Genomic DNA, 22,486 nt, shown 5'->3' with positions numbered 1-22,486 from the left:
ACAATGAATGATAACGAGGAGAACAGCATGTCGTGGATGATATACGGAGCTTATGGTTACACTGGCGAGTTAGTTGCGGCTTACGCCAAAGAGCGAGGACAAAAGCCATTACTTGCTGGGCGTAATGAGAAGAAGTTAAAAGCGATCGCCGACAAGTTGGAGCTTCCTTATCAAGTTGTCAACCTCGAAGACCCTGTTGCGCTCCGCCAAGCGTTAGCCGAACAACAAGTGGTAGTGCATTGCGCCGGACCCTTTGAGGTCACTGCAGCGCCGATGATGGACGCCTGTATTGCCACCCGCACACATTACCTCGATATTACTGGTGAACTTGCGGTGTTTGAGCTGGCGCACAGTAAACATGAGGAAGCGCAGCGGGCTGGTATTGTTCTGTGCCCAGGCGTTGGTTTTGACGTCATTCCTACCGATTGCGTTGCTGCGCAACTGAAGGCTGAAATGCCTGACGCTACTGAGCTAACACTCGGCTTCGATTCTGCCTCGCGGATGAGCCGTGGTACCGCGAAAACTAGCGTTCGTCGCTTGGGTGAAGGTGGCGCAGTGCGCCGGAATGGCAAGATTGAAACCGTTCCCCTCGCCTACAAAACCCGCAAAATCGATTTTGGCAACGGTGAGAAATTCGCCATGACGATTCCCTGGGGGGATGTTTCGACTGCGTACCATACCACTGGGATCGGCTCGATTGAGGTGTACATTCCAGCCTCGCCAAACTTAGTTAAAAAGCTTAAGCGCATGAATTACTTCCGCTGGTTGTTGCGCTTTGAGTGGATGAAAAATTGGCTTGAGAAGAAAATCGAACAGCAGCCAGCAGGTCCAAGTGAGAAACAACTTGAAGAAGCCCACACCTACGTTTGGGGTGAGGCCAAAAATGCCGAGGGCAAAGTCATTACCAAGCAAGAAAAAGTAATGAACGGCTATAAACTTACCAGTCACGGTGCTGTGGATGTGGCGCTTTGGTTACTCGAGCATACGCCAGAGGGCGGCTATTATACCCCGTCAAAATTATGTGGTGCTGAGCTGATCGAACGCTATCGAGTTACCGGTTAATTATTTTAAAAAAGGAATACGGCCATGCGGTTTTGGTTGAGTACATTGTTGGTGTGTTTTGGTTCATGCGTTGCTTCGGTGAATGCCCAAGACACATCGCGTGATACCACGGATACAGAGGTAAACTGGGAAGAGTTTGATACTGCGGATCTCGTCAGTCGCATGTGGGAGCTCGAGGAGGAACACAAACGTGGCGTGTTCCAATTGCGGACCTATGAGCCCAACTTTATTTTACCGATCCATCACAGCTCGGATATCAACACGCAGCCGGAATCGCCCTCTCGTGGGCCCTCAACCGATACCCTCAATAGCTACAAACCGAATGAAGTGAAGCTGCAGATTTCATTGCGGACCAAGTTGTTTGAAGATTTATTGCTCCCTAACGCAGATCTTTGGGTGTCTTATACGCAAACGTCTCTCTGGCAAGCGTGGAATGGTGACGAGTCATCACCGTTTCGTAGCACCAACTACAACCCAGATGTTTTTTATATCGTCCCATGGACTGATGAGCTGGATTTCATTCCGGGTCCAGCCAAAGTAAGGTTCGCAAAAGTTGGCTTTGCACATGAATCGAACGGTCAGACCAAGCCTGACTCGCGGAGCTGGAATTACTTTCACTTCGGTGGTGCGGTGCAATGGGGAGATGTGGTTTGGGAAACGACCTATAAACAGCGCGTCAACGAGACCGGTGACGATGACGATAACCCAGACTTGATTCGCTATCGCGGTAACTTTGAGAATCGTTTTTCGTGGCGTAATGACCTCAGTACTTACAGTGTCACCCGTATCACTCGCGAGCTTTCGTGGGATCGTGGCTCATGGCAGTTTGATTTCACCCACCCAGTGAACAGCAATAAGCCGGATGGTCTGCGCTTTTATATTCAGTTTTTCTCGGGTTATGGCGAAACCTTGATTGACTACAATCATCGCCAGAATCGTGTCGGTATTGGCTTCTTACTGTTAAATATTTAGTGGCATCGCATGAGTGATAATTATCTATTAAGGCTCTACCACAAGTGTTTAAGCTATCCCTTTGGGCGGCAGATCTTCAGTGCAATGTTTGCGCGAAAAGCGCCGTATTTTCGCAGCATAAAGCCGTTGGTCACGGAATTGCGACCGAACTACTGTGAATTGACATTCAAGAAGCGTAAGCAAGTCGAAAACCACATTGGTACCGTGCATGCGATAGCGCTTTGTAATGGGCTCGAAATGGCCATGGGCGCACTCGCTGAGGCGAGCATTCCCAAGCATTTGCGTTGGATCCCGAAAGGAATGACAGTAAACTATACCGCCAAAGCTGATAGTGACATTCGCATCACCGCAGAAACCCCTGCAGATGCTTGGCAAGAAGGTGATCTTGCTGTGCAGGTGATGGGGTATCGCGCAGATGGCACCGTGGTCATCGAAGGCGAAATCATTATCTATATTTCTAGCAAACCGACAAGGAAACCGAAGTGAGCCAATTGCCCGCCTGCCCAAAATGCGACTCTCCCTATACATATGAAGATGGCGTAATGCTGATATGCCCCGAGTGTGCGCATGAATGGTCGACCGCTGAGCCGCAAGCTGACACTGGTAAGGTGTTCCGCGATGCCAATGGCAACGAGCTGGTAGACGGCGATACGGTTACCGTGATCAAAGACTTAAAGGTCAAAGGCTCATCACTGGTGGTTAAGGTCGGCACTAAGGTGAAAAACATCCGCTTGACCGAAGAAGGCGATCACGATATCGACTGTAAAATCGATGGTATCGGGCCGATGAAACTCAAAACTGAGTTCGTAAAAAAAGCTTAAGTTAGTAGCTTTTTTAACTCAGCTTCAATGGCGAATACGTGCGCGTCGTGTTCGCCTAGCTCCCGTAACGACTCAGCGAGCTTAAGTAAATATTCGCTATTCGGACCGCTGGGGCCGCGCGAACGCGCAATGTGCTCAGCAATTTCCGCCTCGCTTGCTGGGCCAAGATAAGCCTCATTGTCTGGGCCCGCCACATACACCACACCTTCCACGGTTTGTGGCTTATCTAACCATGCAAACTCGGTAAAAAAGCGCAAATAACCGTTCTTTTCACGGTGATCGAGATGTTCAAAAACGTCGGGTGTCACCTCGTAAGCCATCCCCGCACATCGTGCGCCGGGAACTTCGATAAGCGTAGCCACGCGTCCTGGAGCCTCTGGCGTACCGCGGTGATCGTGCGACCCCTGCCAAAAACGTCGTTGCCAACCTTGTATCACCGCGGGGTGGCGTTGCAAGTAAGGAAAGTCAGCTTTGTAAATCAGTGAACCATACCCGAACAGCCATAGGCTTTCGAGGTGATCGAGCGGTTGTTTTTCTTTGTTTAGCGCGATGGTGTTATGCGACATTAAAAGCTCATGTCAGTTAGCGAATAAGTGGGCAGAATACGTTTTTCTTTGCTATAGATAAAGTCAGCTTCTTTAAAGAAACGGATTTTTAATGCCATCAGCAGTTCGCTTCTATCTTGCGCTACTCCTATTATGCAACGTTGCGCTTTTTCCTCTGTCTGTGCAAGCAGCACCGGAGGTCTTGCGCGTAGGTGTCTATGAGAATCCACCAAAAGTAACAATCGACGAAAATGACGATATTTCCGGTATTTTCGGCGAAATTCTTCTGGAAATTGCGGAGCAAGAGAATTGGGAAATCGAAGTTGTCCAATGCTCCTGGTCGGCGTGTCTACAGATGCTGGCGGCGGGTGAGATTCATTTGATGCCTGATGTTGCGCTCACTGAGAATAGAGGCGACACCTTTTCTTTTCATGAGATCCCCGTCCTTCATAGTTGGTCGCAGCTGTATGCCACATCAAGTCGTGCCGTAACCAGCTTAATCGAGCTCGACGGCATGCGTGTTGCGGTGTTACGCGACTCGGTGCAAAGCGAGTACTTAGCCAACTTGGTAAGGAATTTCGGTATCAGTGTGCAGTTTGTGCCGGTCGGCTCTTTCGACGAGGGCTTTGCTGAGCTCCTTGCCGATCGCGTCGATTTAGTTGCGGTGAATCATCTCTATGGCGATCAACGGGCGCGCGAGCTGGGCATGAAAGTCACGCCAGTGATGTTTCAACCGAGTCGCTTATTCTTTGCGGCCGCGCCACGACCTGAATTAAACGAGATATTGACAAGTATTGACCGTTGGCTTGCTACGTGGCGTGCCGAATCGCAATCGCCTTACATGCAGATAATGCAGGATTGGGGCGCTTTTGCTCCTGCTGAGCAAAACAAATTACCGCCGTGGTTGCTCCCGAGTTTGGTCGCCTTATTAGCCTTGGCAATATTAATTGTGGCCATATTACGCCAGCAAGTGTTACGCAAATCACGGGCACTATTGGAGACCGAGCAGCGATCGAACATCATTCTGAACTCCGTCGAGGCTTATATTTTTATTAAAGACACCCAACTCAAATACCGCTATGCCAATAAGCGTGTTTGCGAATTGCTGGGTGAAAGTGAAGACTCCATTATCGGCAAGTCCGACTTTGATCTGTTTGACGAAGTGACCGCAGAGTACCTTCGCGATAATGACTTACGTGTTATCGAACACGGCGAGAGGGTTGTCGACGAGGAGCAAAATACCACTCGCGAAGGGCAAACACGGCAATTTCTCTCGGTGAAAATTCCTTTGCGCGATGCCAATGATCAAACTTACGCGCTATGCGGTATATCGACAGACATTACCGAGCACATGCGCATTCAAGAGCAATTGAATCAACTTGCGTATTACGATGCTATCACCGGCTTAGCGAATCGCAAGTTGCTTATTCAACAGCTCGACCATGCTCTCGCAAGCTATCGCCGCACTGGGTTTGAAGGCGCAGTATTGGCGGTTGATCTCATCGACTTTACCCTAGTGAATGATAGTTTGGGCCATCCTACTGGGGACCGATTGTTACGCACGGTGGCGGAGCGTTTGCAGCGCCACATCGCCGAGACAGATTTTGCTGCTCGGCTCGGTTCAGACGACTTTGTGGTGGTGTTAGAAGATCTCGGCCCTGATCGCAACGAAGCGGTACTTGCAGCAAGGCGCTTGGCAAATCAGCTAGTTGAACTCATCCGCGAGCCGATTGATCTAGGTGTTCGCCACCACACAACGGCAGCCTGTATTGGTATTAGTATGTTCTCGGACAGTGACAAGGGAGCGGCCGATACAATCAAAAATGCCGACTTAGCGCTGAGCGAGGCGAAGCGCGCTGGCAGTGGCGCAATACGAATGTTCAACCCAGAAATGCAGCTCTCCATCAATCGACGCTTGCATCTTGAAGCCGCATTACGTCGTGCGATTGACGAACGGCAGCTAGAGCTCTATCTGCAGCCGCAAGTCGATCATGCGAGCAAGGTGACCGGCGGTGAGTTGTTATTGCGCTGGCAAGACGACGAGTTCGGGCAGGTTCCACCGAACGAGTTCATTCCGGTAGCGGAGAGCAGCGGCTTGATCGTGCCGCTAGGGAATTGGGTGATTGAACAAGCCTGCGCGTTATTGCAACAGTGGTCGACCGATTCTCAGCTTAGGGAGCTTCAAGTCGCTATTAATATTAGTCCACGACAGTTCAGACAGCCGTCGTTTGTTGACTATGTGGCTTCCTGTTTGCAGCGCTATGCAGTTCTACCCGGCCGTTTAGAGCTCGAGATCACTGAAAATATGCTTATTGAAAATGTCGATGTGACTATTGAGCGGATGTCTAAGCTGAGTCAATTGGGCGTGCGGTTTTCGCTTGATGATTTCGGCACCGGTTATGCTTCATTGGCGTATTTGAAGCGTCTACCTATTTATCAGTTAAAAATAGACCAGTCGTTTGTCGGTGATGTATTAACCGACGTCAATGATGCCGTGATCGTTGAAACCATCGTTGGTTTAGGTGAGAACCTCGGGCTCGAAGTCGTCGCTGAAGGTGTTGAAACAGCAGCCCAAGAGCACGCATTGCGTGAACTTGGCTGCCGTAAATTCCAAGGGTTTTTGTATGGGCGCCCGCAGCCGATTAACTACTGGGCCGAACGCTTTACAACGTCACTGCATGTGGCGGCGGATGAAACTTAACGTGTTGCCGGCACGCCTGCAGCTAAACGTTGGGGTAAGGTCGCCAGCAACCAGCTCCGTAATGGGTGCCAGAACACCGCAAGGAGTAATAATCCGCTGCCCACGACCAAACCGATTAATGCCGTACTCACCGAGACCAGCCCGTAACTATTAAGCAAAGCGCTGAATACGTAGATCACATAAGACAAAGCTGAGACCATTAACGCCCGCCGGTCAATAACCAGTGACACGCCTGCTAATACTAAGTAGACCAAAATCGTAACCAAGGCTTGGACAAGCCCTACTTCCATATTGCTATCCGCAAGCGTAACGAAAATCGGATGAACCAACAGTGGTGCAGCCAGTAGGTGTAACCAAAACGCCACATCTGAACGGCGAGTTTGGCGCTCTAGGTCACTGCGATCCCAATAAAGTGCGATGGCGAACACGACAACCCCCGCAATAAACAGCGTCATTTTGAGTAGCCCGTCAGAGAAGGCAAACGCCCAAGCGAGTAGCGACACGATGAGGCCGACCGTGGTAGCGGCGCCGGCAGCGAGCGTGATCGGCACTCGGAAGCGGAACCAGTGCGCACACGCTACGAGAGTTGTGGGTAGAAAGGCGAGCAAAGGAGCGAGTGGCGATTCCGGCCAAATGGCGAGAAGGCTCATGAAGACCCCGCCAAACACACCACCTAAGCAGGCAAATAATAAGACGATGGAAGGCAATGCCATGCGGCGTTTGCGGGTAAAGTATTCAGCCAACAACCAACTTGCGACGGCGACAGCCCCACCACCTAACCATGGCGCGATGAGGTTCCCCAAACTCCAGAGGGCCGCGAGAGCTAAAACTGCAGCAATAACGACGAAAATATCGTTGAAGCCGCTAACCAAGCGGAAGTGCTCTTCGTCCTGGAATTGTGTGGCACGTTGGCGCTCAACGTAGTCACGTAATGCGTTGGCGTCCTTGTCACTAATCACGCCCGCAGTGACAGCGGAACGTAAATCATCATCACTGTACATGATGGCTTTCCTCGTTGTGGATCTGTTGCTAAACATTCACCGCCATCAAGAGTGGCAAAAAAAGAGCCGTTTGGCGAGTGTGAAGCGTTACAAACTATGTCAATTACATCCAGCGGCGATGATTTTGGGCGATTTCCTGCGTCCATTCCTGCTGTAATTTTACCGCCTCCGCATAAGGCAAAAACTCAATCGACTCGGAGCCAGCTGCGGTATGTAAAACTAAGTGTGCGAAGCCGAGTAAACGCAGCCAAGGGCCTTGTTCAACATCGATTTGCTGTACCTTGTGGCGCGGGTACCAGTTTTCATTGCGGCTAAAAACACCACGGCGTACCACGAACCATTGCTCGGCAGGTTGCGTGGTGCTGCTGACAAAACTGTAACCGTAGTTGCGCCACCGCAGAACCACTAGGATCTGCAGCAATAGCCAACCAAGCGCGCTAAGTAGCAGCCCAATGACACCACTTTCGGCGGCGAAAAACAGAACCCCTGCCGCCACAGGCGCGAGTACCGCCAACCACATGCTGGGACCAAGCAAGGCAAGGTTTGAAAGACGCTGCCAATTGACGAGCTCTTGGTCCGGTAAGCGCAGTTCTTGGCGAAAGCGCGCGAAAAAACGCGCATCGACCACCGGCAAAATAAACTGCTGGCCGCTCTGCCCGCCCGCTTGCGCTTGCCGCGGTTGTAATTGGCTCACGCGGACAACGCTGCGTTGCAGGAGGCGAGCACGCAAGTTACGACGTACATAAACAGCCTGCAATTTGGGGTAACGAAAACTTAAGGTCCGAATCGACAAAGCGCCTGATTTCGCCTGAAAACGCTCACCTTGAATTGTTAAATGCAAATCGTGATAGGTGATAAGACTGACCACGATGGCGAGTAAAAATAGCAATGCTAGACCGGCAATAACAGCGCCGCTGACCAACAGCCACGCATTACCTTCACTTAACCAGGACACGTTTGCTTGCACCCACGGCACCACATAGTCTTCAAGCAAATCCAGTTGGCTCATGGGGTAAATAAGCACGGCCAGTAGCACGAACAGCTTGTTATCGATAATCCCGGCGCGAACGATTTCACTTACGGGAAAGCGTTGCTCAAAAGTCGTCGGCTGATGTTGTTCAGCGTCGGTCGGCGTTGCCGAGGACGCTGGCACGCCTTCATGGACAGCCAGCATGCGTTGCCGTAACTCTTGTGCTAACGGCATCGTTAAGCCTGGAATCATCACTTCTTTGCCCGCGGAACCGGCGCTATCAACACTCAAGATCGTTAACTTAAAGGGACGGAAATACCAAGCTTCATGAATCTCCGCTTGTTGAATGCGCTCGTACTTGAGCGTCAGGTGCTGGCGGTTAAACAAACCTGAGCGAATATGCACCGCGTCCTCGGCTATGGCATAAAGGAAAAAGCGTTGCTGCAACACGGCGTTAATAATTGTAAAGACAAGATAGCCCCCAGCCAAAGCGAAGGGCAGCCAAACCGCATTTTTACCAGCAACGAAAACTGCCGCCAGCACCGGAATGAGATTCGAGATGTTGGTGACAAATTGCTTCAGTTGCCGAAATAAAAAGAACGCGATGGTGATCAGTGGCGTGCGTTGCCAAGTAAGCTCACTCATTGGCATTATCATCCAGCTCGGGTTCATTCGCGATGGTGGTTAATAATTCGGTTTTAAGTTGCAGCGCAAGCTCGGGCTCGAGTCCCGGAATGGTCAGGTCGGCGCCGCCACTGCCGGCGGTGTACATGGCGAGCCGTGCGATGCCAAAAAGACGCTCTAGGAAAGACTGTTTGAACTCAACGTGCTGAATGCGGTTGAGCGGCACGGCGCGAATTTTACGAAACAAGGCGCCACGCTTTAAGTGCATGCCCTCTGGACTGCGCGCGTAAGCGGTAAATAAAAAACGTCGTGACGCAAAAAACAAGCTAAAGAATAACGTCAGCAAGGCCCAAATCACCCCTGCCCACCAGAGCGGAAAGGCCTCTTGCGGATAGATCCCGGTAAAATAGGCACCAGCAACCATGCCAGCTAAAATAAGCATCGACAACAACGAACGTACTTGTAAGTAAGAGCGGTAACTCGGTTCAGGGGCTACCCAGGCAATGCTCATGTGATCAGTTCCTTGCTTGAAATCGTAAGAAGAAACCCCATTTAACAAGATACACTCGCAAAAATACAGGAGTAAGCCCATGAAAATTTTGATGGTCCTGACCTCGCACGACAAACTTGGTGATAGCGGGCACAAAACCGGCTTCTGGGCAGAGGAGTTTGCGGCCCCTTATTATTTATTTAAGGACGCCGGCGCAGAGATCGCTTTAGCGTCTCCGTTGGGAGGTCAGCCACCGATCGATCCGAACAGCCAGCAAGAGGATGCCCAAACGCCGGCAACAGTGCGGCTGTTTGAAGACGAAGCGGCCCTGGAACAATTAGCGACAACGTTGAAGTTAAACGAAGTCGATGCTGATGACTATGATGCGATTTTCTATCCAGGCGGGCACGGTCCGTTATGGGACTTGGTGAACAACGAAGTGTCACTGCAGCTAATCGAGAAGTTTTGGCGCCAGGGCAAACCCGTCGCTGCTGTGTGTCACGCCCCAGCGGTTTTAGTGAATGCTAAAGACCAACAAGGCGAAACCTTGGTCAAAGGTAAGAAAGTTAGTGGTTTCACCAATAGCGAAGAAGCTGGTGTCGGCCTGACCGAAGTCGTGCCTTTCTTGTTGGAAGACAAGCTAAAAGAGTTGGGCGCGAATTACCAGAAAACCGAAGACTGGGCGTCGTTGGCGGTTGTCGACGGTAACTTGATTACTGGACAGAACCCAGCTAGCTCGGAAGCAGTAGCACGCGAACTGATTAATCGCTTGCAGAGCTAAGCTTCTCTAGATGCATAAAAGCCAGCCCTTCGCGGCTGGCTTTTTTGTGCAAGTGTTGGGCGAAACCTGAAAGTTTTATTCAGATGTCATTTCCTGCAGACGTTTCTGCAATTCAGGATCTTGCTGCACACGCTGAATCACAGCGTTGTACTCGTCTGGTGACAAACCTGCGTCATTGACGGCAGCGAGCATTTCTTCTTGCGCTTTTTGCTGAATCTCGCGCTTTTTCTGCTGGTCTTCAGCATTTTGAAATTGCTGACCGTATTTTTGGCTGACCTGCTGCACATCGTTCATAGCGACAAGAAACTTCTCTAACAATGCATCAGTGATCTCAACTTGCTGTTGTTGTTGCATTGCTGCGCCCTGCGCTGCTTTTTGTTGCATAACCGGAGCTGCTGTTGCAGCACTGATGGCGATTGTTGCACTTATCGTGGTCATTACCAGTAGCTTTTTCATAAAGGTCTCCTCATCGAGGCGAATTTTATAGCTAAGCTCTACCAGCTTAGCTACCTACCCCGCGGACCCTAACATTGTGAATGCCCCTCTCGCAAGGGGCTTACACGATGCTTACTTTTTAAGCTACCAAAGATAATTAAATTGCACCCCGAGTTGTAACTCGCGGCCAATACCGGGTTCAAACGCACGGCCACTGCCCTGATTGACCACCACTGAGCCAACATAATCGCGGTCAGCTAAGTTATGTACCTTTAACCACGGCGCTAACTCGATATTGTCAAAGCGCCAGCTGTGCTGATATGCCATGTGCCATAAGGTATGGCTGGGCGCGAACACATCGTTGGTGTCGTTTGCGGCAACTTCACCGCGGTACTCACTGACCAACTGTAGGCGCTGCCGATCACTGGGTTGCCACGCCAATTGCCAATAGGCTTGCTGACGAGCGACGCCTGGCAAGCGCGCGCCATTGCTGTAGGTAGCATCCAAATAGGTAGCGCTAGCGCGGGTTGACCACTGCTCGGCAAGTTGCGCTTGGAATTCGAACTCAACCCCTTCGCGGGAGGTATTTTCGGCGTTGATATAGGTGGTGCGGCCATCATTATTCTGGTCGACAACGATTTCATTGCGCGTTTGAATATCAAACCAAGTGAAGCGTGCTTGGGTGGTCGAGGTTTGCCACTTCAGGCCTGCTTCCCATTGCAGATTATTGGCTGGACCTAAAGCCGTGTTGAGCCCAGTGCCGTCATTACGGTACGCCAACTCGGTCAACGTAGGGGTTTCAAAGCCTGCGCCGCGACTGACATAAAACGATAGAGATTCACTTATCAGGTAGTTAAGGCCGAGCATCCAACTGGTTTCATCAGTCTCCGCAGCACCGCTGTCATCAGGATTCTCAGGAATCACGAAATAATCGTCGACGGCAAACTCAGTGGCGTTGTAACGCAGACCACCTAGAGCCTGCCAAGCGGGGGCAAGCTGCCACTCAGCTAGAACATAAGCTGATTTTGTGCGGACCACGCCATCATCATTGCGGCGAACTTCGCCACGTTCACCAAAGTCATTGACATAGCCAAAGCGGCGGTCGTTTTGCTCGGCGATTTGCAGACCTGAGCTAAATTGCCAGTCAGGAAGATCTAACGGACGCCATTGGTAACTCGCATTCATACCGATAAAGTCACGGCGTAAGTCAATCACCGCGCCATCGCCGCTGAGGTCTCCGCCCGGAAACGGCAGGTACTGCTCAACATCACGCCAGCCGCGCCATAATGTCGCTGAAGCGGATCGCTCAGCAGTGTCGTGTTCGATACTGAGCGAAGCTTGTCGATGATGAATGTATTTGCGGGTGTTAAAAGTAAAAGCGCGCTCAACGGTTTGGGTTGGGTCGTTGCGCCATGCTTCAGGCGTCAATGAACTTGGGTCTTGCAGCAACGGCGCATTGTTATTGTCGAGTCTCAAGACCATGCGGGTGCTAGCATTCAGCTGTTGGTACCAGCGCAGCGCTACTTGGTGGCGCTCGGCACTGTTGTGCGGACGCGGGCCATCGGTATTAAACGTGGCGGCTGCAACGCGCAAGGCGCGGTCGCCGTCAACCCAGTCATGCTGAGCAAACACGCGTTGGGTGCTGTTGGCGCCAGCCATCAGATTAACTTGTGTTGCGGTAGCCCGCGGCGCGGCACTGCGCCAATCAATCACGCCCCCAGCGGCATTGCCGTACAGCGCTGCCAAGGGACCGCGAATCACCTGCACATTGTCGGGCTCATCTAACAAAATACTTGAGGTTTGGGCTTGCCCATCGGGCATACTCAATGGCACACCGTCGAGCTGTAAGAGCACGCCGCGGACGCCAAAGGCTGAACGCGCACCAAAGCCACGCAAGGTAATACGTGTGTCTTGGGCATAGTTGGCACGGGAGTCGCTTTGTACACCCGCAATTCCACCGAGCAGCTCAGCGGCGTCAATGCGTAGCCCGGGGAGTTGCGCTTCGGTGGCGAGGTTAGTCACCGCAGCAGGCGTTGTTTGCGTGGTCGAACGTTGTTTCGCGGTAATTTCAATCCGTTCAATAGGCTCATCAGCTGTTGTTTGGGCAAAGCTTACGGGAATAAAAGCCATACTAGCGCTGGCGACAGCCAGCGCTAACTTCGATGGTTTCAGCATAAATTACTCGTCAGCGTTACTAATGCGGATCAGTTTACCGTTGCGATCGTCGGTGACGAGGTAAATCGCGCCGTCAGGACCTTGTTCAATATCGCGGATGCGTTGGTTGACCAAGTCTACAAACAAGTCTTCTTCATGCATTACACGGTCGCCCTCGAGATCAAGGCGCGCCACTTTCATAGTCTTGAGCGCAGCGACGAGCACATCACCTTGCCATGCGGGGAACTCATCGCCGGTGTAGAAAATCATGTTAGAAGTTGCGATGGACGGCACCCAGTAATAATGCGGTTGCACGGTGCCCTCGACATGGGTTTTTTCACTAATGATGCTGTTATCGTAGTCGACACCGTAGGTTGCTATTGGCCAACCATAATTGGCGCCAGCCTTCGGAATATTGATTTCATCACCACCTTTAGGACCGTGTTCTACCGTCCACAGAGCACCGCTGTCTGGGTGAATCGCAGCGCCTTGCACATTACGGTGACCGTACGACCAAATTTCTGGCAACGCATCTTCTTTACCGGCAAACGGGTTATCTTCGGGTACTGAGCCATCAGGCCAAATTCGCACTACTTTGCCGTGATGGTTATCCAGTGTTTGCGCGTCATCCATCGCTGAATAACGGTCGCCTAGGGTAACGAACAAATAGCCCTCAGGTGAGAATACAAGACGTGAGCCAAAGTGGGCGCCACTTTTATATTTCGGTGCTCCGCGGAAGATCACTTCAACTTCTTGCAAGTTATTGCCAATAAGTTTGCCACGCGCAACTGCCGTGCTATTGCCTTCGCCGCCAGCAGGGTCGGCTTCGGAATAACTCAAGTAAACCCAGTTGTTGTCAGCAAAATTTGGATCGATAGCAACGTCGAGCAAGCCGCCCTGGCTTTTATAAACGACATCAGGAACATTCGTGATCGCTTCGCCGATCACGCCATTCATTCCAACGCGGCGCAAGGTGCCAGACTTCTCAGTAATCAGGGCATCACCATTGGGTAAAAAGGCAATCCCCCATGGGAAGCTCAAGCCCTCAGCAATTGTGGTGGCCTCAACGTTATGGCGTTCGGTTTGTGCAGTTTCTGCAATGGCGTTGCCGGCGAATACGAGGCTCGCAGTAGCAAGTGCCAGTGCGGCTGGTTTGAACATGTTGTGCAACATTATGTGCTCCTTAGGTTCTGTAGCGTATTCATTACTATAGCCAAAGTTGTGATTTGGATTGCTTTTTTCCGACGTGTTGCGACCGAATCACTGTAAAGTGCGTTCAGGTAACAGGTCGGCAATGATCTCTGCCAGTTTCCGGAACGTTTGGCGACGATTCGTTGTAGAGCGGTAAATCAAGCCAATGTCACGTGCCGCTTGCTGTCCCTTTGGTTGTAGGGCGACCAAGTCCGTACCATTTAAGATGCCTCTATCGATGGCCATTTGCGGAATAAAGGTCGCGCCCAAGCCCGCGTCGGCCATCTGCACCAAGCTGTGGAGGCTGGTGGCGGTAAACGGATTGATTTTACTCGAATCCGCGAGTTCGCATGCCGCCACCGCATGGCCGGTCAGGCAGTGCTCTTTCTCGAGCAAGAAAATCGATTCATCAGGTAGTAGGTCATAAGCCACCGGCTCTTTAAGGTTGTCGGCAAGTGACTTGTGCATGACTAATTTAAAGGGATCCCGGCCGAGCAAATAGCTTTGATTGCCTTGAATGTCCATTGGTAACGCCAAGATCAGCACATCAAGCTCACCATTGCGTAACAGCTGCAACAGATTGGCAGTTGTGTCTTCGCGAATGTTGAGGTGCAACTGCGGATGATGCTGATGCACGAACTTACTCAAGTCGCCCAATAAAAACGGAGCAATAGTTGGAATACAGCCAAGGCGCAGCGGGCCTTCCATCGTCTTGCCTTGGCTTTGGGCAAAGTGCAGGAGTTCTTCGGTTTCGGTAATAATCTTACGTGCTTGTTGTACGACTTCCTCGCCCATTCCGGTAAACAGAAAAGACTTATGGTCGCGTTCGATTAACTGACAGCCAAGCTGCTCTTCGAGGTTCTGTATGCCGCTGCTCAAAGTTGACTGACTGACATGGCAAGCTTGTGCTGCCCGATTAAAGTTCTGGTGCTGGTGTAGCGCCAAGAGGTAGCTCAGGTTTTTAAGGCTCGGTAACTTACTCATCGACTCCCCCACGATGGTGAAAACCTAATTGAAAGGTTCAATCATATTTTCCGATTACTATAATCCGTTTTATTCGTTTTAACAAATCCACTCCAACCCCTATCATTCTCCCCGTACCGAGATGGCGTAACACGAAACGCCACCCGATTTATTCTTTTTAATGCTTAAACAAGGAGCACACCTATATGTTGACCGTAGGCGATAAATTACCAGAATTTTCAGTTGTAGCTGCAAAACCAGGCTTCAACATGCCAGAAGAAAATGGCGAGAGCGCATTCGAAACCATCACTAACGAAAGCTTCTCAGGCAAGTGGAAAATCATTTTCTTCTATCCAAAAGATTTCACTTTCGTATGCCCAACCGAAATCGTTGAGTTTGCAAAATTGAACGAAGAGTTTGCTGACCGTGACGCAGTTGTGATGGGCGGTAGCACCGACAACGAATTCGTGAAACTGGCATGGCGTCGTGAGCACCCAGACCTTAAGAGCTTGAACCAGTACTCATTCGCTGACAACGGTTCACTCGTAGATGGTCTCGGCGTACGTGACAAAGAAGAGAACGTAGCACTGCGCGCTACCTTCGTAGTCGACCCGCATGGTGTAATCCAGCACGTTTCAGTGAACAACTTGAACGTCGGTCGTAACCCAGCGGAAATCCTACGCATCTTGGACGGTTTGCAGACTGACGAACTGTGCCCATGTAACCGCGCAGTTGGTGGCGACACCCTGTAAGCGACATCATTACCCCCACATTTGATGATGTCCCTTTGAGTGCCGCTTCGGCGGCACTTTTTTTACGGAGGAATTTATGAGCATTGCAGATTACAAACAAGGCTTGGGCGACCACGGTAAAGACACCAAATTGAACTTGTCGAGCATCTTCGGCAATGTCGATACCTCTGGCATGACCCCGACCCAATTTTATGGCACCGCCCTTTCGTTGGCGTACTCTATCGGTGACACCGATTTGACGGCCGCAGTAGAAGCCGAAGCTGAAGGCAAAATTGAAGACAACGTTGTTGGCGCTGCAAAACTTGCAGCCACGTTGATGGCGATGAACAACGTTTATTATCGCTTTTTGCACCTGAGCAGCGATAAGCAGTTCAGCAAAATGCCAGCAGGCCTGCGCATGAATGGTATGGCGAACCCTGGTGTTGATAAAGCAGATTTCGAGTTGTACTCACTCGCCGTTTCTGCACTAAACGGCTGTGGTATGTGTATTGATTCACACGTGGGTGTCTTGTTGAAGCACGACATCTCTGCGCAAGTGATTCAAAACTCGATCAAAATGGCAGCAGTAATGAATGCTGCAGCAACAGCGCGCCGAATCGCTTAAAAATATTCGGCAAACGTCACATGTTTGTCATAGTCGTAGGTTAGATTACCCATCGACTTCCCTGAGATCTGGTTGTTATAACCCTTTCGCCCGGCCTTCGCGCCGGGCTTTTTTTTGCTTCGTTGTTTGCTATTTGCTGTTCGCTGTTTGATAAAAACCAAACACGAGTAGCCCGTAGTTGTACTACGGGTTAAACTCTCCCTTTCGTCCATGTTCATCCATACCATGAAATTAATACTACCGTCAGCGAAGTACGAAGCCAGCTATTGCGCCTACATCACGGAACTAGGTGACGAAGAACGCTATCCGTTTCCGTTGGATTTTGATCACCACGACTTCAATGCGATGCTGGCGCGTATCGAGGCATTCCGTCAGGGACAGAACTTGCCTGAAGGCTATGCCGCAAGCACGACTTATTGGCTAATTGACCAAGATGAACTCATTGGCGTCAGCAACCTGCGTCATTACCTCACGCCACAAATCGAGCATGCTGGTGGACATATCGGTCTTGGCATTCGCCCTTCATACCGCGGGCAAGGCCTCGGCACGCTCTTGCTAAAATTGACTCTCGAGCAAGCTCAGCAAAGAGGCATCCACGAGGTTCATATTCACTGCGAGAAAACCAATCCAGCATCAGCGGCCATGATCATCGCCAACGGCGGCAAACTCCACTCCGAAATCGCCGATAACCGTCACTCCTCGACCATCCAACGCTTCCGCATCCACCTTGCCCAATCTACCCTCAGTAACTAAGCTTTCCTTATCGAATAACGAACAGCGAACATCAAACATCCAGTTACAAGGAGTCCCATGCAAGTTAACTGCGAACGCCTGAAAGCTAACCTCATCGAACTCTCTAAAATTGGCTACAACGAAGACGACCGCGGCATCTACCGGCCCGGCTACAGTGATGCCGATATGGAAAGCCGTAAATGGTTGCAGGAAAAAGCGAAAGATGCGGGCTATGACACCTACATGGATGGTGCGGGTAACGTGTTCTTTGGTCGCGGAGAATTAACTAAACCTGCCGTGCTGATGGGCTCACATATCGACTCGGTGCCAGCGGGCGGTATTTTCGATGGCTCGCTCGGCGTTTTAGCAGCTTTAGAAGTGATGCAAACCCTGGATGAAAATCAAGTGGTCACCGAAACACCGGTTTGGGGTGTAGCCACCGCTGAAGAAGAAGGGCGATTCGGCGGTATGCTTGGCGCGCAAGCGATCTCAGGCAAGCTTAATCCTGATTGGCTGATGTCGGCGCATGATGCCGACGGCGTTTACTTAAAAGACGCAATGGCAGCTCAGGGGCTGAACGCAATGGATGCGCTTGATGCCGCATGGCGACCGGAGCAACTTAAGGCGTATCTTGAACTGCACATTGAACAAGGCCCGGTATTATTCCAAGAAAACTTACAAATTGGTGTGGTCGAAGGAATATCCGGCGTTTTCAAATGGATTGTGCATTTGAAGGGTAAAGCCGACCATGCTGGAACCGCACCCATGGACATGCGCAGCGATGCCTTCATGGGGCTCGCCGACTTCGCCCATGAGATTGAGCGCATCATTGCCGAGAATGGCACCGATAAAACGCGCATCACAGTAGGTAAAGTTGAGCTTAAACCCGGAAATCCTCATACCGTGCCAGGTGAAGCGATTTTCACCATTGTCGGTCGGGATATGGACGAGGACGTTATGAAAGAGGTTGCGAATGCCTGTCGCAAAGCTCTGTCAGCTATCGCTCGCAAGCATCGCTTGATGTTCGAGTACGAGCAGGCCAGTTGGCTGGCGCCGAAACCCTGTTCGAAGAAACTCACCAAGGTGATTGAAGAACAAGTCAAAGCGCTTGGTTATAGTTATCAGCGGATGCCAAGCGGAGCCGGCCACGACACGCAGTTTCTTTCCGAAATAACCGACGCGGGATTAATCTTTATTCCGTCTGTGGGTGGTGTCAGCCATGCACCCGATGAATGGTCGCATTGGCATGATATTGAGGCGGGCACTAATGTACTACTGCATTCGGTAATGGCGAACCTGACTTAAGACTCAAGCAAGCCATGTTTGGCAGCAAAATGAATCAGTTCGACCGTCGTCTTCACGTTTAACTTTTTGAAGAGTTTACCGCGGTGATTTTCGGCGGTCTTCGCTGACATTGTTAGCAGTTGAGCGATTTCCTTATTTGATCTTCCGGCCACGACAAGAAAAAAGACTTCGCGTTCGCGCCGAGTCAAATTTGCTAGCGGGTGCACGAGTTCGGAACCTTCGGGGTGTTCGGTTGCGGGAAAAAAAGTTTTACCCCTGAGTACAGCATCGACAGCTTTGAGCAGGGTTTCCGTTGGCGCATCTTTGAATACATAACCAACTGCCCCAGCATGATGAATCGCATCGATGTACTCTGGTTCATTGTGCATACTTAAGGCAATAACTTTGCTGTGCGGACGATGATGAAGGATTTTCTCTAAGGCCACAAAACCATTCATTTTGGGCATGGAGATATCCATAAGTATGACGTCGGCCTCCTGGCGCAATACTGCATTTACCAGCGCCACGCCATCATCACACTCGGCGAGAATATCGAACTTCCCAGTCGCTGCTAGTGTTGTCGCAATGGCTTGTCGCACCATGACATGATCATCAGCGAGGATTAAGCGAATCACCGAGCCACCTCTGTGCCTGATTTTTGATAGGGCAAATGAATCTGCATCTCACAACCTTTACCAGGTGCCGTGATTAATTTAAACATGGCATCGAAGGCCTGGGTTCGATCATGAATACTTTGTAAGCCAACACCATACGTCGTTGTTTTACTGTCAAAGCCTTGCCCATCATCACGTAAGAGTAGAAATAAGCCGCCTTCTGATTGACTCAAAAAAACGTCAAATTGGGATGCTTTTGCGTACCTCACGGTGTTCACCATGGCTGCTTGCAAAATACGAAAGAAGAACAATTCGACGTCGCTCTCTAACTCTCCATTGAGAGTAAAATCGAGCTTTAAGCTGACACCAGCGGGCGCCAGAAGCTGTCGCCCGAGCCACTGAATGCCGGCCTTTAATCCCAAGTCTTGGACCAAAGTGGGGTGTAATAAACGCGATAGTGTACGTGTACTTTCAATCGCGGTCTTTACGTGTTGGTAGATTGCGCTCAGGCGTTCATCATCGGTGAATTGCGCTAACTGAGTAGCGATGCCTGTCAATTGTTGCCCGAGGTCATCATGGAGATCTCTCGCCAAGCGCGCACGCTCGTGCTCTTGCTGCAACCATAAGCGTTTAGCTAGCTGTTGCAGTTGTTCTTGTTCCGCATCAAGGCGCCGCTGTAGCAAACCTTGCTGTTGCCGCAGATCATCTATCGCAGCAAGCAATTCATTGGACGTTAATGGCTTCTTTGTAAGCTTGTCGTTGGCTGTCATTCATATTTTCTAATAATTGTTTGAGTGCGTCCTGCGCCAAAGCTTCCGTAGAAGTAATAGATATTACTCGAAGTAGCTCAAAATTGCGCCAATAGTCCGGAAAACTTCTTATCTTATTGAGCAAAACTTGCTGTGAGTTGCTGTCGCCACGTGCCGCCAGCGTGAGCATATACGATTCGTATAGCGTTTCATTTAAAATAACATCGAGGCGACGCCAGATTTCGTGTTCATCTGAAAAATCGAATGAATAGACAAGCTCAGAAAGAAGCTTCACTTCTAACAGGCGTGAGAGCGTAGAGTTCAGGACTCGCTCAGCAAAAACTGTAGCAGTGCTCTCGAGCTTGCCGCTTGTGAGCTGGAGCCAGTCAAAGGCGAGTTGCTGTTCATGATTAAAGTTTTCTTGTAATTGCGACAAAGCGAGCAACGTTTCACTTAACTGCGGCTGTTGTCCAAGGTGCAATTCGAGCTCGGCTTTCCATAATAAGCTTTCGGTAAGGCCTCTTGGGTCATTTATTTGTTGTGCCAAGTTGACTGATGCCTCAGCTGCAACAGCTGCGGCTGCCATGCGGCCTTGCGCAAAGTTTAATCGACTCACCTGGAGCTGCGTGTTGGACTCGGCGTCACGACTTTTATCAGCAGTATTTATTAGTTCCGCCAGTAAACGTTCAGCTTGCTTGTACTGACCCTGCATGATGAGCAATTGAGCGAGGCTGATCTGGATACTATGAAGAGTTGCCGTTTCGTCAATAGAACGCGCAATTTCGAGAGCTTGTCGCCAATAAACTTCGGCAAGGCTGAAGTCACCTAAGAGAAAGTTGATAAATGCCACGTTATTTATGCTTTGGCTACGAGCGTAGTCATCGCCAGCTCGCAGACGTAGGTCGAGTGCACGTTTATAGTGCTTCAATGCTTGCTGATAGAGCCCTTGTTCCTCGAACAACAGACCACGTTCATTCTCGATATGGGCGACAGCTAGGTCATCACCTGTTTCGAGCCCCAAGTCGCGAGCCTCACGCAACGCTTGCTCGGCGGCTGCGTAATCACCCAAAATTGCTGCAGTCGTAGCGATGTTGCTCAAGGTGGTAATACGCTCTACCGGTTGCGATTCTGCGGTTCGAAAAGGCAACGCCATCTCAAAATATTCGCGAGCTTGTTCAATTTCCGCCATACGCAAATAGGCGACACCGAAGGCATTGAGCACCAGCCCCTGGCCTTCACTATTTTCTTGTTGTCTGAAGCCAATTAATGCTTGGGTTAGCTCCTGCGCAATAGCCTCTTTCATTTCGCCTTGGATAATCTTCAACTTAGCCAACTCAAACCACCACATTGGCTGCATTGCATCAAGACTCAGCGCTTGCTGATAAAAGTCTCTTGCTTGCTTTAAATCACCGAGTGCGACAGCTGCCTGGGCTCTTTGTTCGAGGACATCCGCCCGCTGCGGGTAATCGATAATGAGCCGATCCAGGACTTGCGCAGCCAAACTGTAATTTTCGTCTAACATTGCCAGCTGAGCGCGGGCCTGTTGCCGCCAAAACTCGCCCACTTTCGGTGCATCAATCATTTCTCTCAACAGCGCTTGCTCTGTTTGTACATCAAGCTGTTGTCGCGCACCTTGTAGTTGCGCGAGGAAGTCCGCTACCGTGTCATTCAGTCGGAGATCTGCTGTGGTACGCCCCCTTATCAACTGTGTTCCTACTTGTTCGGCTACCTGCTGCGCCAGTTGCGCTGCGCTACCGGAGGTAAGTGGAATAGATTCGTTAACGAGGACTTCGTCACCTGGAAAACGCAGAAGTAACACCAGCAAATGAGGTTGATCAGCAAGGACTTGTTGGTCTAGAACGAGAATAAATTGGGCATCGGTGAGCTCGGCGATGCGAGCTCGATCTCGACTGGAGTCCAAAACTCGAATACCGAGTTGTTGGGTTAATTGATTCACCGAACGCGGCTCCACCGAGTAAAGCTTGGGCTCTGCTTGCAAGAGTAGATGGGTCAGCTGTGCAATGGCGACGGTGTCGACGTCACTGCTAATAGCTAAGGTCTGAACCTGTTCGAAGGATTGGTTTTGCTCTGTTGGTGTTGGCCAGGTAAACCATATCACCACAAGGGTGACCACCAGCACAGCAATAAGACTCAACGGTAATAGGTGCTTTTTGGACGTTGTCGTGAAGGTTGCAACACAATAAGCTAGTGAAGGCCGTTGCTCGGGCTCGTCAGCCTGTAAGTTTTGCGCCAGCTGCTTTAATTTGCCTTCTTTGATGGCAACGGCACTCCACGACTTGGCTTCAGTGCTTTCAAGTAGTAAGCCCAAGAGTTTACCTAAGGCATAGCGGTCGCTGGCATGGGTTGCGCGGTGAGAACGTGCAAGCTCAGGCGCAGTGTAGCCTGCGCTAAAATGTGTCGTTGGCGAATTGCCACCTTGCGAGCCGATGCCGAAATCGACGATGATTAAGTCGCCAGTTTCATTAATAATGCAATTTGCCGGCTTTATATCACCATGGATGATACCTACTTGATGGCATGCTTGCAGAGCGCTAACGAGTTGTTGAAACCAGCGAATAGACTGTTCCGCGCTAACTTTGTTATCTACAACCTCGGCGAGCGGTGTACCCTCGATCAATGACATCGTAAAAAACACGTACTCGTCTGTAACGTAAAACTCGTGTACACGAACGACGTTAGGGTGATTAATTTGGCGGGTCAAAAGGACTTCATTGCGCAGGCGCTCGATGGCATCATTTGATAGATGTTCATTAGCGACTAACAGTTTAAGCGCGCATGATTCGGCGAGAACTGTGTCATAAACCTCGTAAACGCGCGCTTGCCCTCCGTGTCCTAATAAGCGGACAATGCGAAAACGGTCGGCAAGCATGGTGCCTGCAGCTAAGATCTGAAAATCGCTGCGGCGCGTTTGCTCTGCCTGCCAAGGCTGTGTCGATGAATCGTTTACTTCAGTCATCAAAAGTCACTGGTTAGAGTTGAAGCACTACTTCTTCAACTTAACACAGTTAATGAAAGTGTCG

General features: G+C 50.6%; 21 protein-coding genes. 10 read left to right on the top strand and 11 right to left on the bottom strand.

What is annotated here, in order from left to right; genetic code table 11:
- Positions 1-27: 27 nt before the first annotated feature.
- From CWE21_RS12650 to CWE21_RS12635, 4 genes are read left to right on the top strand one after another with little or no spacing between them, the layout of a single operon-like run.
- Positions 28-1,062, top strand: coding sequence for a saccharopine dehydrogenase family protein (locus tag CWE21_RS12650; protein WP_126834805.1), 1,035 nt, complete (start codon positions 28-30; stop codon positions 1,060-1,062).
- 24 nt (positions 1,063-1,086) lie between these two features.
- Positions 1,087-2,034 carry a phospholipase A gene (locus CWE21_RS12645; protein WP_126834804.1) on the top strand — a complete coding sequence of 316 codons (948 nt, stop codon included), beginning with the start codon at positions 1,087-1,089 and terminating at the stop codon, positions 2,032-2,034.
- Between the two features lie 9 nt (positions 2,035-2,043).
- Positions 2,044-2,520 (top strand): hotdog fold domain-containing protein, encoded by a 477-nt coding sequence (locus CWE21_RS12640; RefSeq protein ID WP_126834803.1) that lies wholly within the window; start codon positions 2,044-2,046, stop codon positions 2,518-2,520.
- Positions 2,517-2,855, top strand: coding sequence for a zinc ribbon domain-containing protein YjdM (locus tag CWE21_RS12635; RefSeq protein WP_126834802.1), 339 nt, complete (start codon positions 2,517-2,519; stop codon positions 2,853-2,855). Before CWE21_RS12640 ends, CWE21_RS12635 begins: the two co-directional genes overlap by 4 nt.
- On the opposite strand, the gene CWE21_RS12630 is transcribed toward CWE21_RS12635, so the two are convergent.
- Positions 2,852-3,421, bottom strand: coding sequence for a gamma-glutamylcyclotransferase (locus tag CWE21_RS12630; protein ID WP_126834801.1), 570 nt, complete (start codon positions 3,419-3,421; stop codon positions 2,852-2,854). The genes CWE21_RS12635 and CWE21_RS12630 overlap by 4 nt on opposite strands.
- Before the next feature lie 91 nt (positions 3,422-3,512).
- Between CWE21_RS12630 and CWE21_RS12625 the strand changes: the two genes are divergently transcribed.
- Positions 3,513-6,101: an EAL domain-containing protein gene (locus CWE21_RS12625; protein WP_126834800.1), complete on the top strand. Its 2,589-nt coding sequence runs from the start codon at positions 3,513-3,515 to the stop codon at positions 6,099-6,101.
- On the opposite strand, the gene CWE21_RS12620 is transcribed toward CWE21_RS12625, so the two are convergent.
- From CWE21_RS12620 to CWE21_RS12610, 3 genes are all read right to left on the bottom strand, one after another.
- The gene (locus CWE21_RS12620; protein WP_126834799.1) at positions 6,098-7,102 is read right to left on the bottom strand and encodes a hypothetical protein; all 1,005 of its coding nucleotides are present in this window, start codon (positions 7,100-7,102) and stop codon (positions 6,098-6,100) included. The two genes, CWE21_RS12625 and CWE21_RS12620, sit on opposite strands and share 4 nt — an antisense overlap.
- Positions 7,103-7,205: 103 nt before the next feature.
- Positions 7,206-8,717 (bottom strand): PH domain-containing protein, encoded by a 1,512-nt coding sequence (locus CWE21_RS12615; protein WP_198675130.1) that lies wholly within the window; start codon positions 8,715-8,717, stop codon positions 7,206-7,208.
- Positions 8,710-9,207 (bottom strand): PH domain-containing protein, encoded by a 498-nt coding sequence (locus CWE21_RS12610; protein ID WP_157982775.1) that lies wholly within the window; start codon positions 9,205-9,207, stop codon positions 8,710-8,712. Before CWE21_RS12610 ends, CWE21_RS12615 begins: the two co-directional genes overlap by 8 nt.
- Positions 9,208-9,286: 79 nt before the next feature.
- Between CWE21_RS12610 and CWE21_RS12605 the strand changes: the two genes are divergently transcribed.
- Positions 9,287-9,967, top strand: a complete 681-nt coding sequence (locus CWE21_RS12605; RefSeq protein ID WP_126834796.1) for a type 1 glutamine amidotransferase domain-containing protein — start codon at positions 9,287-9,289, stop codon at positions 9,965-9,967.
- A gap of 75 nt (positions 9,968-10,042) precedes the next feature.
- On the opposite strand, the gene CWE21_RS12600 is transcribed toward CWE21_RS12605, so the two are convergent.
- The 4 genes from CWE21_RS12600 to CWE21_RS12585 all read right to left on the bottom strand — a co-directional run bounded on the left by CWE21_RS12600 (position 10,043) and on the right by CWE21_RS12585 (position 14,731).
- On the bottom strand, positions 10,043-10,423 hold the full coding sequence (locus CWE21_RS12600) for a DUF4168 domain-containing protein (RefSeq protein ID WP_126834795.1): 381 nt from the start codon (positions 10,421-10,423) through the stop codon (positions 10,043-10,045).
- Positions 10,424-10,546: 123 nt separating this feature from the next.
- Entirely contained in the window at positions 10,547-12,577 is a 2,031-nt protein-coding gene (locus CWE21_RS12595; protein ID WP_126834794.1) for a TonB-dependent receptor family protein, read from the bottom strand.
- A gap of 3 nt (positions 12,578-12,580) precedes the next feature.
- Positions 12,581-13,729: a PQQ-dependent sugar dehydrogenase gene (locus CWE21_RS12590; RefSeq protein ID WP_241970303.1), complete on the bottom strand. Its 1,149-nt coding sequence runs from the start codon at positions 13,727-13,729 to the stop codon at positions 12,581-12,583.
- A gap of 87 nt (positions 13,730-13,816) precedes the next feature.
- Entirely contained in the window at positions 13,817-14,731 is a 915-nt protein-coding gene (locus CWE21_RS12585) for a hydrogen peroxide-inducible genes activator (RefSeq protein ID WP_126834793.1), read from the bottom strand.
- Between the two features lie 185 nt (positions 14,732-14,916).
- Here CWE21_RS12585 and CWE21_RS12580 point away from each other — a divergent pair, with 185 nt between their 5' ends.
- The 4 genes from CWE21_RS12580 to CWE21_RS12565 all read left to right on the top strand — a co-directional run bounded on the left by CWE21_RS12580 (position 14,917) and on the right by CWE21_RS12565 (position 18,103).
- Complete coding sequence (locus CWE21_RS12580; protein WP_126834792.1) at positions 14,917-15,462, top strand: peroxiredoxin; 546 nt, start codon at positions 14,917-14,919, stop codon at positions 15,460-15,462.
- Between the two features lie 76 nt (positions 15,463-15,538).
- Positions 15,539-16,066, top strand: a complete 528-nt coding sequence (locus CWE21_RS12575; RefSeq protein ID WP_126834791.1) for a carboxymuconolactone decarboxylase family protein — start codon at positions 15,539-15,541, stop codon at positions 16,064-16,066.
- Positions 16,067-16,291: 225 nt separating this feature from the next.
- Positions 16,292-16,819, top strand: coding sequence for a GNAT family N-acetyltransferase (locus tag CWE21_RS12570; protein ID WP_126834790.1), 528 nt, complete (start codon positions 16,292-16,294; stop codon positions 16,817-16,819).
- A 57-nt stretch (positions 16,820-16,876) separates the two neighbouring features.
- Positions 16,877-18,103, top strand: a complete 1,227-nt coding sequence (locus CWE21_RS12565; protein WP_126834789.1) for a Zn-dependent hydrolase — start codon at positions 16,877-16,879, stop codon at positions 18,101-18,103.
- Here CWE21_RS12565 and CWE21_RS12560 read toward each other — a convergent pair.
- Genes CWE21_RS12560 through CWE21_RS12550 form a run of 3 tightly spaced genes read right to left on the bottom strand, consistent with a single transcriptional unit; the run spans position 18,100 to position 22,422 of the window.
- Positions 18,100-18,717 (bottom strand): response regulator, encoded by a 618-nt coding sequence (locus CWE21_RS12560; RefSeq protein WP_241970302.1) that lies wholly within the window; start codon positions 18,715-18,717, stop codon positions 18,100-18,102. The genes CWE21_RS12565 and CWE21_RS12560 overlap by 4 nt on opposite strands.
- Complete coding sequence (locus CWE21_RS12555) at positions 18,714-19,466, bottom strand: sensor histidine kinase (protein ID WP_126834788.1); 753 nt, start codon at positions 19,464-19,466, stop codon at positions 18,714-18,716. Before CWE21_RS12555 ends, CWE21_RS12560 begins: the two co-directional genes overlap by 4 nt.
- Positions 19,420-22,422: a protein kinase domain-containing protein gene (locus tag CWE21_RS12550; RefSeq protein ID WP_126834787.1), complete on the bottom strand. Its 3,003-nt coding sequence runs from the start codon at positions 22,420-22,422 to the stop codon at positions 19,420-19,422. Before CWE21_RS12550 ends, CWE21_RS12555 begins: the two co-directional genes overlap by 47 nt.
- Between the last annotated feature and the right edge of the window lie 64 nt (positions 22,423-22,486).

Origin of the sequence: Pseudidiomarina aquimaris, from assembly GCF_003987395.1 — a bacterium.
GTDB lineage: Bacteria > Pseudomonadota > Gammaproteobacteria > Enterobacterales > Alteromonadaceae > Pseudidiomarina > Pseudidiomarina aquimaris.
The sequence above is the reverse complement of the archived record's forward strand: the minus strand, read 5'-3'. Positions and strand labels throughout refer to the sequence as shown.

Excerpts from the sequence above, each read along its gene's own strand:
- CWE21_RS12650 (WP_126834805.1), top strand. The coding sequence starts at position 28 with ATGTCGTGGATGATATACGGAGCTTATGGTTACACTGGCGAGTTAGTT.
- CWE21_RS12645 (WP_126834804.1), top strand. The coding sequence starts at position 1,087 with ATGCGGTTTTGGTTGAGTACATTGTTGGTGTGTTTTGGTTCATGCGTT.
- CWE21_RS12640 (WP_126834803.1), top strand. The coding sequence starts at position 2,044 with ATGAGTGATAATTATCTATTAAGGCTCTACCACAAGTGTTTAAGCTAT.
- CWE21_RS12630 (WP_126834801.1), bottom strand. The coding sequence starts at position 3,421 with ATGTCGCATAACACCATCGCGCTAAACAAAGAAAAACAACCGCTCGAT.
- CWE21_RS12625 (WP_126834800.1), top strand. The coding sequence starts at position 3,513 with ATGCCATCAGCAGTTCGCTTCTATCTTGCGCTACTCCTATTATGCAAC.
- CWE21_RS12620 (WP_126834799.1), bottom strand. The coding sequence starts at position 7,102 with ATGTACAGTGATGATGATTTACGTTCCGCTGTCACTGCGGGCGTGATT.
- CWE21_RS12615 (WP_198675130.1), bottom strand. The coding sequence starts at position 8,717 with ATGAGTGAGCTTACTTGGCAACGCACGCCACTGATCACCATCGCGTTC.
- CWE21_RS12610 (WP_157982775.1), bottom strand. The coding sequence starts at position 9,207 with ATGAGCATTGCCTGGGTAGCCCCTGAACCGAGTTACCGCTCTTACTTA.
- CWE21_RS12605 (WP_126834796.1), top strand. The coding sequence starts at position 9,287 with ATGAAAATTTTGATGGTCCTGACCTCGCACGACAAACTTGGTGATAGC.
- CWE21_RS12600 (WP_126834795.1), bottom strand. The coding sequence starts at position 10,423 with ATGAAAAAGCTACTGGTAATGACCACGATAAGTGCAACAATCGCCATC.
- CWE21_RS12595 (WP_126834794.1), bottom strand. The coding sequence starts at position 12,577 with ATGCTGAAACCATCGAAGTTAGCGCTGGCTGTCGCCAGCGCTAGTATG.
- CWE21_RS12590 (WP_241970303.1), bottom strand. The coding sequence starts at position 13,729 with ATGTTGCACAACATGTTCAAACCAGCCGCACTGGCACTTGCTACTGCG.
- CWE21_RS12585 (WP_126834793.1), bottom strand. The coding sequence starts at position 14,731 with ATGAGTAAGTTACCGAGCCTTAAAAACCTGAGCTACCTCTTGGCGCTA.
- CWE21_RS12580 (WP_126834792.1), top strand. The coding sequence starts at position 14,917 with ATGTTGACCGTAGGCGATAAATTACCAGAATTTTCAGTTGTAGCTGCA.
- CWE21_RS12575 (WP_126834791.1), top strand. The coding sequence starts at position 15,539 with ATGAGCATTGCAGATTACAAACAAGGCTTGGGCGACCACGGTAAAGAC.
- CWE21_RS12570 (WP_126834790.1), top strand. The coding sequence starts at position 16,292 with ATGAAATTAATACTACCGTCAGCGAAGTACGAAGCCAGCTATTGCGCC.
- CWE21_RS12565 (WP_126834789.1), top strand. The coding sequence starts at position 16,877 with ATGCAAGTTAACTGCGAACGCCTGAAAGCTAACCTCATCGAACTCTCT.
- CWE21_RS12555 (WP_126834788.1), bottom strand. The coding sequence starts at position 19,466 with ATGACAGCCAACGACAAGCTTACAAAGAAGCCATTAACGTCCAATGAA.
- CWE21_RS12550 (WP_126834787.1), bottom strand. The coding sequence starts at position 22,422 with ATGACTGAAGTAAACGATTCATCGACACAGCCTTGGCAGGCAGAGCAA.